Raw genomic sequence first — 15,949 nt, 5'->3', positions numbered from 1 at the left:
ACACATGACCGGACGCAGCCGACGCCCCCTGACCACCGCTCTCGCGACCGTCGCCGCGGCCGGCACCGCCGCCGCGGTCTGGGGGATCGGCATCGAGCGGACGATGTTCACCGTCCGCCGCATCACCGTCCCCGTCCTGCCGGAGGGCTCGGTGCCGCTGCGCATCCTGCACCTCTCGGACCTGCACATGGCGCCCTGGCAGTCGAAGAAGCAGGAGTGGCTGCGCTCCCTCGCCGCGCTCGCCCCGGACCTCGTCGTCGATACGGGCGACAACCTCGGCCACCGCGACGGCGTGCTCGGCATCCGACGCGCTCTCGAGCCCTTCGCCGGGGTCCCGGGAGTCTTCGTGCACGGGTCCAACGACTACTTCGGCCCCCGGGTGAAGAACCCGCTGCGGTACTTCCGCGGACCCTCGAAGAACCCGCAGGCGCACCAGAGCGATCTCGACACCGCCTCGCTGACCCGCTTCTTCTTCAGCGATCTGGGCTGGACCGACCTCAACAACACCGCCACGAGCATCGAGGTGCGCGGCACCCGGATCGAGTTCTTCGGCGTCGACGACCCGCACATCTCGCGGGACCGGATCGATCTCGTCGCCGGCGCCGTCGACGAGCTCCGCGCGTCCGAGGAGGGACCCGCCGACGTCAGCATCGGAGTGGCGCACGCCCCCTACCGGCGGGTGCTCGACGACTTCGTCGCGCGCGGCGCCGAGGTGATCCTCGCGGGTCACACGCACGGCGGGCAGGTGTGCGTGCCGGGCTTCGGCGCCCTCGTGACCAACTGCGACATCCCCCGCGACAAGGTGGCCGGCTTCACGACCTGGGACAACGGCCTGCGCAGCTCCTACCTCAACGTCTCGGCGGGGGTCGGCACGTCGATCTACGCGCCGGTGCGCTTCGCCTGCCGCCCCGAGGTGACGCTCGTCACCCTCGAGGCCGCGCGCTGATCGAGCCGTTCCGGCGCGGCCGCGCGTCGCGCCGATCGGGCCGTTCTTGCGGGCCGTGAATATCGGCTATCATTGACGAGGTTCGCACGCGTCAGCGGTGCGAGCACTCCACCGGGGTGTGGCGCAGCTTGGTAGCGCGCCTCGTTCGGGACGAGGAGGTCGTGGGTTCGAATCCCGCTACCCCGACCGGTGAGAAGCCCGGCCAGGATCCATGATCCGGCCGGGCTTCGTCGTTCCCGGGGCGCCGATCCCGCTGCGGTCCGCCGCTCCGCTCCGAGTCCCGACTGCCGACTCCCGCCGGATGCGCCGCCGATCCGCGCTTCGGCACCCGGGCCCGGCGAGGACGGAGCAGACTGGAGGACCGTCGACGGGGCCGGCCCTCGTCCGTCCTCGGTCGCCGCACGGCGATCCCCTCCGAGAGGAGCACCGTGACCCGGTCCCTCACCCGTCTGACCGTCGCCGTCGGCGTGCCCTATCTCGGCGCGCTCGCCGCGATCGCGTTCTGGCCCGTCCCCGTCGACTCCGCGCTGCGAGGCTGCCTCGGGCGCCTCCTCGCCCGGCTCGACCGCCTGGGCCTCGGGTTCGTCGACTACGACCTGATCGAGCACGCCGCGAACGTGGCGCTCTTCGTGCCCCTCGGACTCCTGGTGGCCCTGCACCTCCGGGCCCGCTGGGCCGGGCTCGCCGTCCTGCTCGGAGCAGTCACCAGCATCGTCATCGAGACCGGGCAGCTGCTCTTCCTCGAGGCGCGCTACGCGAGGACCGACGACGTCCTGATGAACACGATGGGCGCGGCCCTCGGAACGCTGCTCGGGGTGCTCCTGCGCGCCCTCCTGCGCCGCAGGGAGCGACGGCGACGGGCGGAGTGGGATCTCGCCTTCGCGCATCTCCCCGCGCCCGGTCACGGCCGCGGATGAGTGCGGACCGATGAGGGTCCGCACGCACGACGACGCCGGAGGGCTCGGAGGGCTCCGGCTCGCGCCGGCCCTCCTCCGCCCTCCGGCGTCGTGGTGGTGTGCTCCGCGTCAGCGGCCCAGGCCGCGGTACTCCCAGCCGGCGGCGCGCCACGCGGCGGGGTCGAGGCAGTTGCGGCCGTCGACGACGAAGCGGTTGGCCACGAGGTCGCCCACGACGGACGGGTCCATCGCGCGGAACTGCTTCCACTCGGTCACGACGACGACGGCGTCGGCCCCGCGCAGGGCCTCGTCGATGTCGGTCGTGTAGGTGACGTCGGGGTAGCGGCGCTTCGCGTTCTCGATCGCCTCGGGGTCGGTGGCGACCACGGTCGCGCCCAGGTCGTGGAGGCGGGCCGCGACGTCGAGCGAGGGCGAGTCGCGGACGTCGTCCGACTCCGGCTTGAAGGCGAGACCGAGCACGGCGACGCGCTTGCCCTCGACCGAGCCGCCGAGGCCCTCGGCGACCAGGTCGACCACTCGCTGGCGACGGCGCAGGTTGATCGCGTCGACCTCCTTGAGGAAGGCGACGGACTCGCCGACGCCCAACTCCTCGGCCCGGGCCGAGAAGGCGCGGATGTCCTTCGGGAGGCATCCGCCGCCGAAGCCGATGCCGGCGTTGAGGAAGCGGCGGCCGATGCGCACGTCGTGGCCGATCGCGTCGGCGAGCTGCGTGACGTCGGCGCCGGTGACCTCGGCGATCTCGGCGATGGCGTTGATGAACGAGATCTTCGTCGCGAGGAAGGCGTTGGCCGAGACCTTCACCAGCTCGGCGGTCGCGTAATCGGTGACGACGAGGGGGGTGTCGGCGGCCAGCGCGGTGGCGTAGACCTCGTCGAGCACGGCCTTCGCGGCGGCACCCGCGTCGGTGGACGGGACTCCGTAGACGAGGCGGTCGGGGCTGATGGTGTCCTGGACGGCGAAGCCCTCGCGGAGGAACTCCGGGTTCCAGACGAGCGTCGCACCGGTCGGGGCGATCATCTCGGCGAGGCGAGCGGCGGTGCCGACCGGGACGGTCGACTTGCCGACCACGATCGAGTCCGGGGTGAGGTACGGGAGGAGGCCCTCGAAGGCGGCGTCGACGAAGCGCATGTCGGCCGCGTTCTCACCCGGCTTCTGCGGGGTGCCCACCGCGACGAAGTGCACGGCGGCACCGGCCGCGTCGGCGGTGGTGGTCGAGAACCGCAGTCGACCGGAGGCGACGCCCGCGGACAGGAGCTCGGGCAGGCCCGGCTCGAAGAAGGGAGCGGTGCCGGCGGCGAGGGCGTCGATCTTCGCCTGGTCCACATCGATGCCGATGACGTCGTGGCCGAGCTCGGCCATCGCGGCGGCGTGGACGGCACCGAGGTAGCCGCAACCAATGACAGAAAGCTTCACAGGGGTTCTCCGAATCGTGGACGTGGTGGGTGTCGCGTCGGCGACGGCGGGCAGAGGGAGGTTCTGGGGAGCGGCGGGGTGCGCAGGAGCGCTCTACCGCCGCGCCAATGCTCTCAGATCACGGGAGATGTCGGAGACGGCTCCCGCGATCTCAGCGGCGACCCGCGCGTGCGTGGCCTCGCTGCGGCCGATCGGGTCGTCGATGTCGTCGCCTCCGTCGGCCCTCGGCGCACGACCGCGATGGGCCGCGGCGAGCCGGACGACGGTGCGCAGGCGCACCGCGGGATCGTCGACGGCCGGGATCGGCACCTCGGCGATGACGAACGGCAGCACCCGGGCGAACTCGAGCAGCGTGAAGCCGCGCAGGAGGATCGAGGGGAACCTCCTCGCCGCGTCGACGAGGTGCTCGCGGGTCATCGTCAGCATGACGTCGGCCTCGGCGACGAGCTCCTCGGAGAGCCTGGCGCTGGAGTGGCCCACGGGCTCGCCGCCGTACTCCGCGCTCAGCCGGGACGAGATCGGGTCCATCGGATAGCCGTCCCTCGTCTGCACACCGGCGCTGCGGAGGGAGAACAGCGGACCTCCCGCCGGGGACGTCGCCTCCGCGAGAGACCGCCGCAGCAGCTGCTCCGCCATCGGCGAGCGGCAGATGTTCCCGGTGCAGACGGACAGGATCGTGAAGACCGGAGCCTCCGAGGCCGCCGCCGGCTCGGAGGGGCGCCAGCCCCGCCGGACCCGCCGCGATCCGTCGTCTCCCGGGAACGTCATGCCCGGCCGATCAGACGGCGCTCGGTGCGGGAGCGGTCGGGTTCTCGGCCCGCGCTCCCGACCGCTCGGAGCCGTAGTAGCTCGTGTAGTAGTAGCCGTAGCCGCGGCCGACCTGGCCGCGCGGCGGGACGCGGTTGAGGATCACGCCGAGGGTGTGCCCGCTGACGCGCTCGAGGTTCTGGATGGCCTTGCCGAGCTCGTCCGTCGTCGTCTTCCCCGCCGAGATCACGACGAGCGCGCCGTCGGTGCGGGCCGTCAGGATCGCACCGTCGGTCACGGGGAGCAGCGGAGGAGCATCGACGATGACGATGGCCTCGCGGGCGATCTCGTGCAGCAGGATGTCCATCCCGTTCGAGCCGAGCAGCTCGCTCGGGTTCGGCGGGATCGATCCGGCGCCGAGGATCCAGAGGTTGCCGGAGGGGCCCCACGGCTGCAGGACGTCCTGGAGCTCGGCTTTGCCGATCAGCAGGTCGGTCAGGCCCACGCCCGGGACGAGACCGAAGGACTTCGCGACGGTGGGCTTGCGGAGGTCGCCGTCGACGACGACCGTGCGCTGGCCGGAGGCGGCGAGGGTGACGGCGAGGTTCGCGGTCACGGTCGACTTGCCGTCGGAGGGCAGGGGGCTGGTCACGACGATGATGCGCGGGGGGCTGTCGACGTTCATGAACTGGAGGTTGGTGCGCAGCTCGCGGAGCGCCTCGGCGAGCGCGTGCTTGCCGTCGGACGCGACGTAGTCCGTGGTGTCGGCCTCCGGGACGATGCGGTTGGTCTCGTTGAGCCGCTTGTCGACGGGGAGCGTGCCGACGACCGGGAGATCGAACAGGCGCTCGACCATCTCGGCGGTGCGGATGCGGCGGTCGAGCGTGTTGCGGACGAAGGCGTAGACGAGCCCGAGCACGAGGCCGACGAGCGCGCCGACGGCGAGGACGAGACGGAGGTTCGGGAAGTCCGGCGAGCTCGGCAGCGCCGCGGACTGCACGACCGACAGGCCGACGGTGTCGCCGACCCCGGTCTCCTGGTTGACCTGCTGGATGCGGGTGGCGAGGGCCGAGACCCAGGCGTCGGCGAGCTTCTGCGCGCCCTCGGGCGTCGAGGCGGTGGCCTGGACGGTCATGACCGGGGCGGTCGTCTCGGAGGTGACCGTGATCGCCGAGATGAGCGAGGACGCGCTCAGGTCGAGGCCGAGGTTCGTGATGGCGATCTCGGCCACATCGCGGGACGTGGCCAGCGGCAGGTAGGTCTGGAGGCTCGACCGTGCGACGGTGTCGGCGATCTGGCGGGAGTAGATCGCCTGGCTCTCGTCGCCGCCCGCGGCCACCTTCGCCGAGACGATGCCCTGGGAGTCGGCGACGTAGCGGGGCTTCTGGGTCAGGGACCAGCCGAAGGCCACCAGGGTGCCGAGGAGGATCGCTGCGACGATCGCCAGCCAGTGATCACGGAGAAGTCGGAGGACGTCTCTAAGTTCCACAGTGTCAAGTTCCTTCACTGGTTCGGATCGAGGCGCGACCGTCGGTGACGGTGAGCCCTGGAATTGTTACACAGCCGTGTATCCGCGCTGTTTCGCGGCGCATCACGTGTGCACCCCGTCGGGGGTGGGCCGTGCGGGACTCCTCCTCGTCATCACCCCGAGCGCGACGAGCTCGTCGACCGCCGCGCCGACGGCCTCCCGCGGGTCCACTCCGTCGGGTGCACCGCCGACGTCCGCGAGCACCGCGGCGACGAGGTCGTCCCCGGCGGCTCCGCTGCCGACGAGGCGCCAGACGGACGGGCCGATCCCGGAGAGGCGGACGAGCGTTCCCGCGCAGAAGACGAGCAGCTCGCCGGAGGGCGTGAGGAGCGCGTCGTCGGCCGGTGCGCACGCGAGGTCGGCCGCCTCGCCCGCCGGCTCCGGCAGCGGGAGCGCCAGCACCTCGTCCCAGATCGACGGAGCGGGGACGTCGAGCGACGAGAAGAGCTGCTCGACGAGGTCGAGCGCCGCCGCGGACTCGGAGTACACGAGCCGGCGGACCCCTCCGAGCGCGCGCAGCGTCTCGACGAGGTGCAGGATCGGGCGCGGACGGGCCGAGAGGTAGGAGGTCTGCGGCACGAGGTCGTCCACGGCCTCCACCGGATCGACCGGCTCGAGGAAGGGCTCCCCCACCCCGGGGCGACGGTCCAGCAGGACCACTCCGGCGAGCACGAGAGGCGCGGCGGGACGGGGCAGGAGTCCGAGCCCGCCGGGCGCGAGCTGCGCCTTGGGGGCGCTCCCGGTCAGCGGCTTGACCGACAGCGGCTTGGGATAGGGCACGACGGCGCCGTCCTCCGCGACCGCGACGGTCTCGTCGGTCACGTAGCCGAACCGGCGTCCGAGCGCGCGCGCCATGGTGGTCTTGCCGGTGCCGGACGCCGCGACGAAGGCGAGGACCCTGCCCGACCCGTCGGCGACGCCGCAGGCGTGCAGCATCAGGAGCTCGTGACGGCGGGCGCCGATCGCCTGCACGGTGAGGGTCGAGGTGAGCGACTCCTCCAGCTGGGCGACGGAGCCGGCGAGGACGCTGACGTCGTCACCGCCGGGGCGGGAGGGCAGGACATCGGCGTGGACGATCCGCCCGTCGCCACCGGCCGGAGCGAGGCACTCCGCCCAGCTGGCGGTGATCCGCTCGACGTCCCGGTCCGAGAGACCGCCGCCGAACACGACCCGGAACGGCACGTCGAGGACCGAGACGGCCATGCTCCGCTCCGGAGTCGCGTGGTACGAGCCGCTCAATACGCGCCGTCTCGGGCGAGCACGGCACGCGCCGTCTTGAAGAGGATGATCAGGTCGCCCGTCATCGACCAGTTCTCGACGTAGTAGAGGTCGAGGCGGACGGTGTCCTCCCACGACAGGTTGGAGCGACCGCTGACCTGCCAGAGGCCCGTGATCCCCGGCTTCATGAGGAAGCGGCGGTGCACGTGCTCCTCGTACTGCTCGACCTCGCGCGCCAGGGGCGGGCGCGGTCCGATGAGCGACATGTCGCCGCGGAAGACGTTGAGGAACTGGGGCAGCTCGTCGAGGCTGAAGCGGCGCAGCACGGCGCCGACCTTGGTGACGCGCGGGTCCTTGGCCATCTTGAACAGGATGCTGTTGCCCTCGTCGCGCTGCTGAGCGGCCAGCGAGGCGAGGCGGGCCTCGGCGTCGACCACCATCGAGCGGAACTTGAGCATCTCGAAGGTGGCGCCGTTCAGCCCGATCCGCTCCTGGCGGAAGAGGATCGGTCCGGGGCTCGTCGTCTTGACGAGGACGGCGACGACGATGAGCACCGGGGCGCTCAGGATGATCAGGAGTGTCGACGCGGCGATGTCGAAGAGCCGCTTGGCGAAGCGCTGGCGCCCGTCGAAGCGCGGCGTCTCGACGTGGATGAGCGGCAGACCCGCGACCGGGCGGGTGTGGATCCGGGGGCCGCCGATGTCGGTGAGGCTGGGGGCCACGACGAGGTGCTCGCGGCCGGGTTCCAGCGTCCAGCTGAGCTCGCGGATGCGCTGGGGGGCGAGCTCGTCCGAGCTGGTGACGACCACCGTGTCGGCGCCGGTCGCATCCATGACGGCGCGGACGCCGTCCACTCCGGTGAAGCCGTGGACCGCGAGGCCCGTCAGCTCGTCGTCGGCGAGGAGCGCCTCGGCTCCCCCCGGCGAGGTCGAGACCGCGCCGACGAGCTTGTAGCCCGCCTCGGTGCCGCGGCGCAGCTCGCGGGCGGTGTGCAGGACGCTCGCCCGCGAGCCCAGGAGCACGACCTGGTTGGCGAAGCGGCCCTGGCGGCGCTGCCGGGTGAGCCAGGCGCGCCAGGAGAGACGGCCGACGCAGATGAGGAGGATCCCGGCGGGGAAGGCGGTGACGATGTAGCCGCGCGCGAGGAGGATCTGCAGGAGGTAGGCGATGATCGCCACGATGCCGAACAGCCAGATCGAGGCGTCGACGATGCGCCGGTACTCGGCGTAGCCGGTGCCGATGATCCGCCGGTCGCGGGTGTCGAAGACCTGCAGGGCGATGAGCCAGCCGAGCACCAGGATGACGGAGACCCACGCGTACGTGATGGGGATCTCGACGGGGTTGTTGAACCCGACGTCGGAGCCCAGGTCGAGGTCGAACCAGAAGAGCTGGGTGCCGAGGACGGAGACGAGGATCGCGACGATGTCCGTCGCCAGCAGTCGCCGACGGTACTCCTGCTCCCAGGACGTTCCGCGCTTCGGAGTGGTCTCCTGCGCCGCCATCGATCCCCCCGACCTCTCCTCGTGCTCCGAAAGGCGTAGTTCCGTTTCCGGTGATGTCACGCCCGCAAGGCTACCCACTAGTTCGTTTCGCGTGGGTGACGCGACAGCGAGGATGCCTCGGGGACTCAGCCGCGCAGCCGGCCGCGGCTCTCCTGCAGGTAGCAGGATCCGCAGAGCGACTCGTAGGTGACGGACGCGCCGTCGATGGCGACCTGGTCGCCGTCGAAGACGAAGCGGCCGTCCACGACGCGCCCGTTGAAGATCGCTTTGCGCCCGCACCGGCAGATCGTCTTCAGCTCCTCGAGGCTGTGCGCGATCTCGAGGAGGCGCCTGCTGCCCGGGAACGCGGCGGTCCGGAAGTCGGTGCGGATGCCGTAGGCCAGGACCGGCACGTTCTCGAGGATCGCGATCCGCAGCAGATCGTCGACGTGGGACTCGGGCAGGAACTGCGCCTCGTCGACGAGGAGGGCGCTCACATCGCGCGCCGACTCGGCCAGGGTGCGGGCGCGCGCGGCGGTGAAGACGGCCACCGGGTCCTCGTCCGGCCGGAAGAGGATGTCCACCGGACGGGTCACGCCGAGTCGCGACACGATGAGCTCCTCGCCCTTCGTGTCGACCGACGGCTTGGCCAGCAGGACGCGGTGGCCGCGCTCCTCGTAGTTGTGCGCGGCCTGCAGGAGCGACGTGCTCTTGCCGCTGTTCATCGCTCCGTAGCGGAAGTACAGCTTGGCCATCAGGTCTCCTCGGTGCTGGTGCGGGGGGCGCGGCTCACTCGAGGAATCCGTCCTCGGCGGCGCGCCGGATGAGCTCCGCCCGGCGGCTCGCGGGTCGGCCCACCTTGGCGTACTTCTGGCGCACACGGCGCAGATAGGTCTTCGCGGTCTCGAACCGCACGTTCATCGCGGCGGCGACCTCCGGCGTGCTGGAGCCGCCGACGTACAGCCGGAGCGCCTCCAGCTCCCCCGCGCTCAGCTTCGGGCGCTGCTGCGCCGCGACCCCGATGGGCAGCGGGCGCCACTGCGTCGCGGATCCGGCGTTCGAGCGCATCTCCATCGCGGAGCGCGCACTCTCCATCACGTCGCGCATGGGCTGGGACTTGGTGAGGTGCCTGGCCGCTCCCGCGCGCAGGCAGCGGTCGCGGACCTCGTCGTCCTCGCGCTCGGACAGCACGATCACGGTCGCCCCCGCGGCGCGGCAGGTCCGGATCCGCGCCTCGATCGAGATCGGCTCGCTCAGCTCGAAGTCCATGATGACGACCTGGGTCGGGAACACGGTGCTCGTGACGAGCTCCATCCAGGTGCCGGCGCTGACGACGAGGTCGAAGTCGGGCGCGTTGGCCGCGATCCAGCTGCTCATGCTGTCGAGGAGGAGCTCGTGGTCGTCGAGGATCCCGAGGCGCACGGCGCGGCGGGGCTCGTCGTCGGCGCTCCGAGCGGAGGAGCCGGGCGAGGGCTCGCCGGAGCGGGTCACCATGGGTCGATCCTATCGGCGCGACGGGGGTCAGAAGAGGGTCGGCTGACCGACTCCCGGCAGGATCGCCGCACGCTCGGCTCCGAGCTCCTCGGCGAGCAGGCCGCCGTGCTGGAGCGGCCGACGGTCGCCGCCGAGCACCTTCAGCATCCCGAGACCGGACGAGCGCACGGAGCCGGTCGCCGGATCCTCCCTCCCCTGTTCGAGGCGGTGGGCGCGCATCAGAGGGCGCATGCGATCGGCCAGCCAGCGCCGGTACTCCTTCGGGGCGTAGGCCGAGCCGCCGGGATAGAGGGAGCGGTAGCGGTCGAGCAGCTCGGGGTGCTCGTGCGCCAGCCACTGGAGGAACCACTCCTTCACCCCGGGCTTGAGGTAGAGCGTGGAGTACAGGATCGACGTCGCCCCCGCCTCGCGGCACGCCCGCAGCGACGCGTCCAGATGGGCCGTCGTGTCGGTGAGGAACGGGAGGATCGGCATCAGGAACACCGAGCAGTCGAATCCGGCCTCGCGCGCGGCGGTGACCGTGGCGAGTCTGGCCGCGGCGGTGGGCGCACCGGGCTCGACGGAGCGCTGGAGGTCCTCGTCGTAGACGGCGATGGAGACCCCGAGGTCGACGGGGACGTGCTCCGCCGCCTCCTTCAGCAGCGGCAGATCGCGACGGAGGAGCGTGCCCTTGGTGAGGATCGAGAGCGGCGTGCCGGACGCCGCGAGGGCCGCGATGATGCCCGGCATCAGACGGTAGCGCCCCTCCGCCCGCTGGTACGGATCGGTGTTGGTGCCCAGGGCCACCGGATGGCGCTCCCAGCTCGGCCGGGCGAGCTCGCGCGTGAGCACCTCGGCGACGTTGACCTTCACCACGATCTGGGAGTCGAAGTCGCGGCCGCCGTCGAACTCGAGGTACTCGTGGGTCGGGCGGGCGAAGCAGTAGGTGCAGGCGTGGGTGCACCCGCGCATCGGGTTGATGGTCCAGCCGAACGGCATCTTGGACGACGTGTGCACCCGGTTGAGCGCCGACTTCGCCAGCACCTCGTAGAACGTGATGCCGTCGAACTCGGGGGTGCGGGTCGTCCGCACCAGATCCGTCAGCCGCACGAGGCCGGGCAGGGCGCTCTCGTCGGCCGCGCTCATCGACTGCCCGCTCCACCTCATGGAGCAATTAGAACATATGTTCGAACCCTCCGGGCCGATCGGCGCGGGATCGCGACCGGCCGCGGAGAGCGGAGCTCAGACCGAGGCGCCCAGGGCCAGCGTCTCGGCCGTCGCCGCGACCGTGCGCTCGGCCGCCTCCGGAGCGTCGTTCAGGGTCGAGCCGTAGCTCGGGATGAGCGAGCGGAGGCGCGGCTCCCAGCCCTTCAGCTCGTCCGGGAAGCAGCGCTTCAGCACGTCGAGCATGATCGGCACGGCGGTCGACGCCCCGGGCGAGGCGCCGAGGAGGCCGGCGATGGTGCCCTCGCCCCCGGTGATGACCTCGGTGCCGAACTGCAGCACTCCGCCCTTCTTCTCGTCCTTCTTCATCACCTGGACGCGCTGACCGGCGGTGATCAGGTACCAGTCCTCGGAGCGGGCGGTGGGCAGGAACTCGCGGAGCGCCTTCATCTTCTTGCCGCGGCCGGCGACGACCTCGCCGAGGAGGTACTTCATCAGGTCGAGGTTGTCGCGGGCGACCGCGAGCATCGGCCCGATGTTGTGCGGGCGGATCGAGAGCGGCAGGTCGAGCCACGAGCCGCGCTTGAGGAACTTGGGAGTGAATCCGGCGTAGGGCCCGAAGAGCAGCGACGCCTCACCGTCGACGACGCGGGTGTCGAGGTGCGGCACCGACATCGGCGGGGCGCCCACGGCGGCCTTGCCGTAGACCTTGGCCTGGTGGCGGGCCACGATCTCGGGGTTGTCGGTGCGGAGGAACTGGCCTGAGATCGGGAAGCCGCCGAAGCCCTTGATCTCGGGGATCCCGGACTTCTGCAGCAGGTGCAGCGCTCCACCGCCCGCGCCGACGAAGACGAAGCGGGCGAGCACGCGCTTGGGCGTGCTGCCCACGAGCTGCTTGAGATCGAGCTGCCAGAGTCCGTCCTTGCGGCGGCCGATGTTCGTGACCTCGTGGCCGGTGTCGAGCGTGCCTCCGTTGCCGACCACGTGATCGAACAGCTGGTGGGTGAGCGCGCCGAAGTCGACGTCCGTGCCCGCCGGGATGCGGGTCGCCGCGTAGGGTCCACCGCCTGCGGGGCGCTGCTCCATCAGCAGGGGGGCCCACTCGTGGATCGTCTTGATGCTCTCCGTGAACTCCATGCCGGCGAAGAGGGGCTGGTCCTTCAGCGCCTCGTAGCGCTTGCGGAGGTACTCGACGTTGGCCTCGCCGTGCACGAACGTCATGTGCGGAGCGGCGTTGATGAAGCTCGAGGGCTCGCGGATCGCGCCGGCCTCGACGAGGCTCGCCCAGAACTGGCGCGAGATCTGGAACTGCTCGTTGATCTGGATCGCCTTGGCGGGGTCGACGGAGCCGTCGGCCGCCTCGGGCATGTAGTTCAGCTCGCAGAGGGCGGCGTGACCCGTTCCGGCGTTGTTCCAGGGGTTCGAGGACTCCTGCGCGACGTCGCCGAGGCGCTCGTAGGCGGCGATCGTCCAGTCGGGCTGGAGCGTGGTCAGGAGGGCTCCGAGCGTGGCGCTCATGATGCCCCCTCCGATGAGGGCGACGTCGACCGGTTCCGAGGAGTTCACGAGAACCGAGTTTACCGTCGCGGAAGGGTCGGCAGCCCGGCCGGGGGGCCGCACCGTCATCAAATTCGCGGCTTTTCGACGCGGAGGCCGGCGGCACCGCGCGGAGTCGAGCGGTCCGCTCGGCCCGGACGGCGCCGCCGAGCCGTCAGGAGGCGGCGGGACGCGCGGCGATCAGCTCGGCGATCTGCACGGCGTTCAGGGCGGCGCCCTTGCGCAGGTTGTCGTTGCTGATGAAGAACGCGAGACCGCGACCCTCGGGGGCGCCCTCGTCGGCGCGGATCCGGCCGACGTAGCTCGGGTCGGTGCCGGCGGCCACGAGGGGCGTGGGGACCTCGCGCAGCACCACTCCGGGGGCGTCGGCGAGCAGCTCGCGGGCGCGCTCCGGAGTGAGCGGGCTCGAGAACTCAGCGTTGACGGAGAGCGAGTGCCCGGTGAAGACGGGGACGCGGACGCAGGTGCCCGAGACCAGCAGGCCGGGCAGCTCGAGGATCTTCCGGCTCTCGTTGCGGAGCTTCTTCTCCTCGTCGGTCTCGTTCAGGCCGTCCTCGACCAGGTTGCCCGCGAAGGGGATGACGTCGAAGGCGATCGGAGCGACGTAGACGGCCGGGTCCGGGAAGGCGACGGCCGAGCCGTCGTGCACCAGGTCGAGGAGGCGCTCGTCGGCGACGGCCGCCTTCGCCTGGCCGGCGAGCTCGTTCGCCCCGGCGAGACCGCTGCCCGAGACGGCCTGGTAGGTGCTGACGATCAGGCGGGTGAGCCCGGCCTCGGCGTCGAGCACCTTCAGGATCGGCATCGCGGCCATCGTGGTGCAGTTGGGGTTGGCGATGATGCCCTTGACGGCCTGGTCGATCGCGTGCGGGTTGACCTCGCTGACGACGAGCGGGACCTCGGGGTCCATGCGCCAGGCGCTGGAGTTGTCGATCACGAGGGCACCGGCGGCGGCGAACCGCGGGGCCTGCGCGCGCGAGCCGGTCGCTCCGGCCGAGAAGAGCGCGATGTCCAGGCCCGACGGGTCGGCCGTCTCGACGTCCTCCACGACGACGTCCTCGCCGCGGAACAACAGGGTCGTCCCGGCCGAGCGCGCGGTGGCGAAGAAGCGGATCGAGGCGATCGGGAACTCGCGCTCCTCGAGGAGGCGGCGCATCACCTTGCCGACCTGTCCGGTCGCGCCGACGACGCCCACGTGGAGGGGGGTGCTGCTCATGCTCTGCTCTTTCGTCCGGGCGGCGGAGCCGCCGCTCGTAGGGTCGGGTCCCGCGGGAGCGGGTACCGGTGAGAAGGTACCGGGCGGGGAGTGCTCTCCGCGCCCGGTACCGCGCGATCGGCGGGATCGCGGGGGTCGGTGTCCGTCAGCGGCCGGTGCCGGCGTAGACGACCGCGTCGTCCTCGCCGTCGAGCCCGAAGGCGGTGTGCACGACGCGCAGCGCTTCGTTCACCGTGTCGGCGCGGGTGACGACCGAGATGCGGATCTCGCTGGTCGAGATCATCTCGATGTTGATGCCCGCCTCGAAGAGCGAGCGGAAGAGCTTGGCCGAGACTCCCGCGTTGGTGCGCATGCCGGCGCCCACGAGCGCGAGCTTCGCGATCTGGTCGTCGTACTGGAGCGCCTGGAAGCCGACGTCGTCCTTCTCGGCGTTGAGCGCCATGAGGACCGTCTGCCCGTCGGCCTTGGGCAGCGTGAAGGAGATGTCGGTGAGCCCGGTCGAGGCGGCCGACACGTTCTGCACGATCATGTCGATGTTCGATCCGGTCTTCGCGACGATGGTGAAGATCTGAGCGGCCTTCCCCGGGATGTCGGGCACGCCGACCACGGTGATCTTGGCCTCGTTCAGGTCGGCGGCGACGCCGGCGATGATGGGCTCTTCCACGGTCTGTCCCTTCTCGGTGCCGGCTGCTCCGGCGTTGTAGACGATGGTGCCCTCGTTGGGGCTGAACGAGGAGCGCACGTGGAGCGTGACCCCGTGCCTCCGCGCGAACTCGACGGCGCGGATGTGCAGGACCTTCGCTCCGGCGGCGGCGAGCTCGAGCATCTCCTCGCTGGAGATGCGGTCGAGCTTGCGCGCGCGCTTCACCACGCGGGGGTCGGCGGTGAAGACGCCGTCGACGTCGGTGTAGATCTCGCAGGTGTCCGCGCCGAGGCCGGCGGCGAGGGCGACGGCGGTGGTGTCGGAGCCGCCGCGGCCGAGCGTGGTGATGTCCTTGGTGTCGCGGTTGAAGCCCTGGAAGCCGGCGACGATGACGACCGCGTTCTCGTCGAGGGCCTCGCGCAGGCGCACCGGCGTGATGTCGACGATGCGCGCGGCGCCGTGCTGGGCATCGGTGATCATGCCGGCCTGGCTGCCGGTGAACGAGCGGGCCTCGTACCCCATGCTCTTGATGGCCATGGCGAGCAGCGCCATCGAGATGCGCTCGCCCGAGGAGAGGAGCATGTCGAGCTCGCGGGGGGCCGGGATGGGGGTCACCTGGTGGGCGAGCTCGAGGAGGTCGTCGGTGGTGTCGCCCATGGCCGAGACGGCGACGACGACGTCGTTGCCGGCCTGCTTGGTGGCGACGATCCGCTTCGCGACGCGCTTGATGCTCTCCGCGTCGGCGACGGAGGACCCGCCGAACTTCTGGACGATCAGGCTCACGTGCTGCTCCCGGGTCGGTGGCTGGTGGGCCGTCGCGACCCGACGAGGGAGTCTACCGGCGGGCGCATGCGCGAGGGGCCATGTGTCGGGCGGGACGCTCGCCTCCTCCTGGGTCAGTTCTCGACGAGGCGGCGGCCCTCGAAGGCGCGGCCGAGGGTGATCTCGTCGGCGTACTCGAGGTCGCCGCCGACGGGCAGGCCCGAGGCGAGGCGGGTGATGCGGATGCCGAGGGTGCTGAGCATGCGCGAGAGGTAGGTGGCGGTCGCCTCGCCCTCGAGGTTGGGATCGGTCGCGATGATGACCTCCTGCACCTCGCCGTCGGCGAGTCGCTGCAGGAGCTGGCGGATGCGCAGCTGATCCGGGCCGATGCCGTCGATGGGGCTGATCGCGCCGCCGAGCACGTGGTACAGCCCGCGGAACTCGCGGGTGCGCTCGATGGCGGGGACGTCCTTCGCCTCCTCCACGACGCAGATGACGGCGCGGCTGCGGCGCGGATCACGGCAGATTCCGCACGTCGCCTCCTCGGCCACGTTGCCGCAGATGTCGCAGAAGTGCACGCGGCCCCGCAGCTCGAGGAGGATCTCGGCCAGACGGGTCACGTCGAACGTCTCGGTCTGCAGGATGTGGAACGCGATGCGCTGCGCGGACTTGGGTCCGATGCCGGGGAGCCGGCCGAGCTCGTCGATCAGCTCCTGGACGATGCCTTCGTACATGCGGTCGCCTCCTCTCGGTGGGGGCGGACGGGGTGGAGGGACGGGAGCATCACGCGCCGCTCACGCGCGGACCGCGCGGGACGTGCGGCTGCTCCTCGATGAACTGGGCGCCGAGGATCTCGCGCACAACGGCCTCGCCGTAGCGCTGGCGGC

The 15,949-nt window shown here is 71.4% G+C and carries 14 protein-coding genes and 1 tRNA gene; 3 read left to right on the top strand and 12 right to left on the bottom strand.

Annotated elements, in window-relative coordinates:
* Positions 1-4: 4 nt before the first annotated feature.
* From IOC53_RS14650 to IOC53_RS19015, 3 genes are all read left to right on the top strand, one after another.
* Complete coding sequence (locus IOC53_RS14650) at positions 5-946, top strand: metallophosphoesterase (protein ID WP_207406824.1); 942 nt, start codon at positions 5-7, stop codon at positions 944-946.
* Between the two features lie 112 nt (positions 947-1,058).
* Positions 1,059-1,132: transfer RNA gene (locus IOC53_RS14645), tRNA-Pro, on the top strand.
* A gap of 242 nt (positions 1,133-1,374) precedes the next feature.
* Positions 1,375-1,863, top strand: coding sequence for a VanZ family protein (locus IOC53_RS19015; RefSeq protein ID WP_207406822.1), 489 nt, complete (start codon positions 1,375-1,377; stop codon positions 1,861-1,863).
* A gap of 108 nt (positions 1,864-1,971) precedes the next feature.
* On the opposite strand, the gene IOC53_RS14635 is transcribed toward IOC53_RS19015, so the two are convergent.
* The 12 genes from IOC53_RS14635 to recR all read right to left on the bottom strand — a co-directional run bounded on the left by IOC53_RS14635 (position 1,972) and on the right by recR (position 15,796).
* Positions 1,972-3,276, bottom strand: coding sequence for a UDP-glucose/GDP-mannose dehydrogenase family protein (locus IOC53_RS14635; RefSeq protein ID WP_207406819.1), 1,305 nt, complete (start codon positions 3,274-3,276; stop codon positions 1,972-1,974).
* Between the two features lie 93 nt (positions 3,277-3,369).
* Entirely contained in the window at positions 3,370-4,044 is a 675-nt protein-coding gene (locus tag IOC53_RS14630; protein ID WP_207406812.1) for a hypothetical protein, read from the bottom strand.
* Positions 4,045-4,054: 10 nt separating this feature from the next.
* Positions 4,055-5,512, bottom strand: coding sequence for a polysaccharide biosynthesis tyrosine autokinase (locus IOC53_RS19525; protein WP_207406809.1), 1,458 nt, complete (start codon positions 5,510-5,512; stop codon positions 4,055-4,057).
* 102 nt (positions 5,513-5,614) lie between these two features.
* The gene (locus IOC53_RS14620) at positions 5,615-6,754 is read right to left on the bottom strand and encodes a hypothetical protein (protein WP_207406808.1); all 1,140 of its coding nucleotides are present in this window, start codon (positions 6,752-6,754) and stop codon (positions 5,615-5,617) included.
* A 32-nt stretch (positions 6,755-6,786) separates the two neighbouring features.
* Positions 6,787-8,271 carry a sugar transferase gene (locus tag IOC53_RS14615; RefSeq protein WP_207406807.1) on the bottom strand — a complete coding sequence of 495 codons (1,485 nt, stop codon included), beginning with the start codon at positions 8,269-8,271 and terminating at the stop codon, positions 6,787-6,789.
* A 125-nt stretch (positions 8,272-8,396) separates the two neighbouring features.
* Positions 8,397-9,005, bottom strand: a complete 609-nt coding sequence (locus IOC53_RS14610) for a thymidine kinase (protein ID WP_207406805.1) — start codon at positions 9,003-9,005, stop codon at positions 8,397-8,399.
* A 34-nt stretch (positions 9,006-9,039) separates the two neighbouring features.
* A complete protein-coding gene (locus tag IOC53_RS14605; protein WP_242683368.1) occupies positions 9,040-9,744 on the bottom strand; it encodes a DNA-binding response regulator in 705 nt (234 codons plus the stop codon).
* A gap of 27 nt (positions 9,745-9,771) precedes the next feature.
* Positions 9,772-10,890, bottom strand: a complete 1,119-nt coding sequence (locus IOC53_RS14600) for an Rv2578c family radical SAM protein (RefSeq protein WP_207406803.1) — start codon at positions 10,888-10,890, stop codon at positions 9,772-9,774.
* Between the two features lie 75 nt (positions 10,891-10,965).
* Positions 10,966-12,513 carry a malate:quinone oxidoreductase gene (locus IOC53_RS14595; RefSeq protein ID WP_207406802.1) on the bottom strand — a complete coding sequence of 516 codons (1,548 nt, stop codon included), beginning with the start codon at positions 12,511-12,513 and terminating at the stop codon, positions 10,966-10,968.
* 85 nt (positions 12,514-12,598) lie between these two features.
* Positions 12,599-13,657, bottom strand: a complete 1,059-nt coding sequence (locus IOC53_RS14590) for an aspartate-semialdehyde dehydrogenase (RefSeq protein ID WP_207406801.1) — start codon at positions 13,655-13,657, stop codon at positions 12,599-12,601.
* Positions 13,658-13,802: 145 nt separating this feature from the next.
* A complete protein-coding gene (locus IOC53_RS14585; RefSeq protein ID WP_207406796.1) occupies positions 13,803-15,083 on the bottom strand; it encodes an aspartate kinase in 1,281 nt (426 codons plus the stop codon).
* A gap of 113 nt (positions 15,084-15,196) precedes the next feature.
* Positions 15,197-15,796 carry a recombination mediator RecR gene (recR, locus tag IOC53_RS14580; protein WP_104222157.1) on the bottom strand — a complete coding sequence of 200 codons (600 nt, stop codon included), beginning with the start codon at positions 15,794-15,796 and terminating at the stop codon, positions 15,197-15,199.
* Positions 15,797-15,949 lie beyond the last annotated feature (153 nt).

It is taken from the genome of Rathayibacter sp. SD072 (assembly GCF_017355185.1).
GTDB lineage: Bacteria > Actinomycetota > Actinomycetes > Actinomycetales > Microbacteriaceae > Rathayibacter.
Note: the sequence above shows the minus strand (reverse complement) of the source record. Positions and strands in the feature narration are given on the sequence as shown.

What these genes read in the sequence shown, in the direction of transcription:
- IOC53_RS14650 (WP_207406824.1), top strand. Translation starts at nt 5, where the DNA reads ATGACCGGACGCAGCCGACGCCCCCTGACCACCGCTCTCGCGACCGTC.
- IOC53_RS14630 (WP_207406812.1), bottom strand. Translation starts at nt 4,044, where the DNA reads ATGACGTTCCCGGGAGACGACGGATCGCGGCGGGTCCGGCGGGGCTGG.
- IOC53_RS14620 (WP_207406808.1), bottom strand. Translation starts at nt 6,754, where the DNA reads ATGGCCGTCTCGGTCCTCGACGTGCCGTTCCGGGTCGTGTTCGGCGGC.
- IOC53_RS14615 (WP_207406807.1), bottom strand. Translation starts at nt 8,271, where the DNA reads ATGGCGGCGCAGGAGACCACTCCGAAGCGCGGAACGTCCTGGGAGCAG.
- IOC53_RS14610 (WP_207406805.1), bottom strand. Translation starts at nt 9,005, where the DNA reads ATGGCCAAGCTGTACTTCCGCTACGGAGCGATGAACAGCGGCAAGAGC.
- IOC53_RS14605 (WP_242683368.1), bottom strand. Translation starts at nt 9,744, where the DNA reads ATGGTGACCCGCTCCGGCGAGCCCTCGCCCGGCTCCTCCGCTCGGAGC.
- IOC53_RS14600 (WP_207406803.1), bottom strand. Translation starts at nt 10,890, where the DNA reads ATGAGGTGGAGCGGGCAGTCGATGAGCGCGGCCGACGAGAGCGCCCTG.
- IOC53_RS14595 (WP_207406802.1), bottom strand. Translation starts at nt 12,513, where the DNA reads ATGACGGTGCGGCCCCCCGGCCGGGCTGCCGACCCTTCCGCGACGGTA.
- IOC53_RS14590 (WP_207406801.1), bottom strand. Translation starts at nt 13,657, where the DNA reads ATGAGCAGCACCCCCCTCCACGTGGGCGTCGTCGGCGCGACCGGACAG.
- recR (WP_104222157.1), bottom strand. Translation starts at nt 15,796, where the DNA reads ATGTACGAAGGCATCGTCCAGGAGCTGATCGACGAGCTCGGCCGGCTC.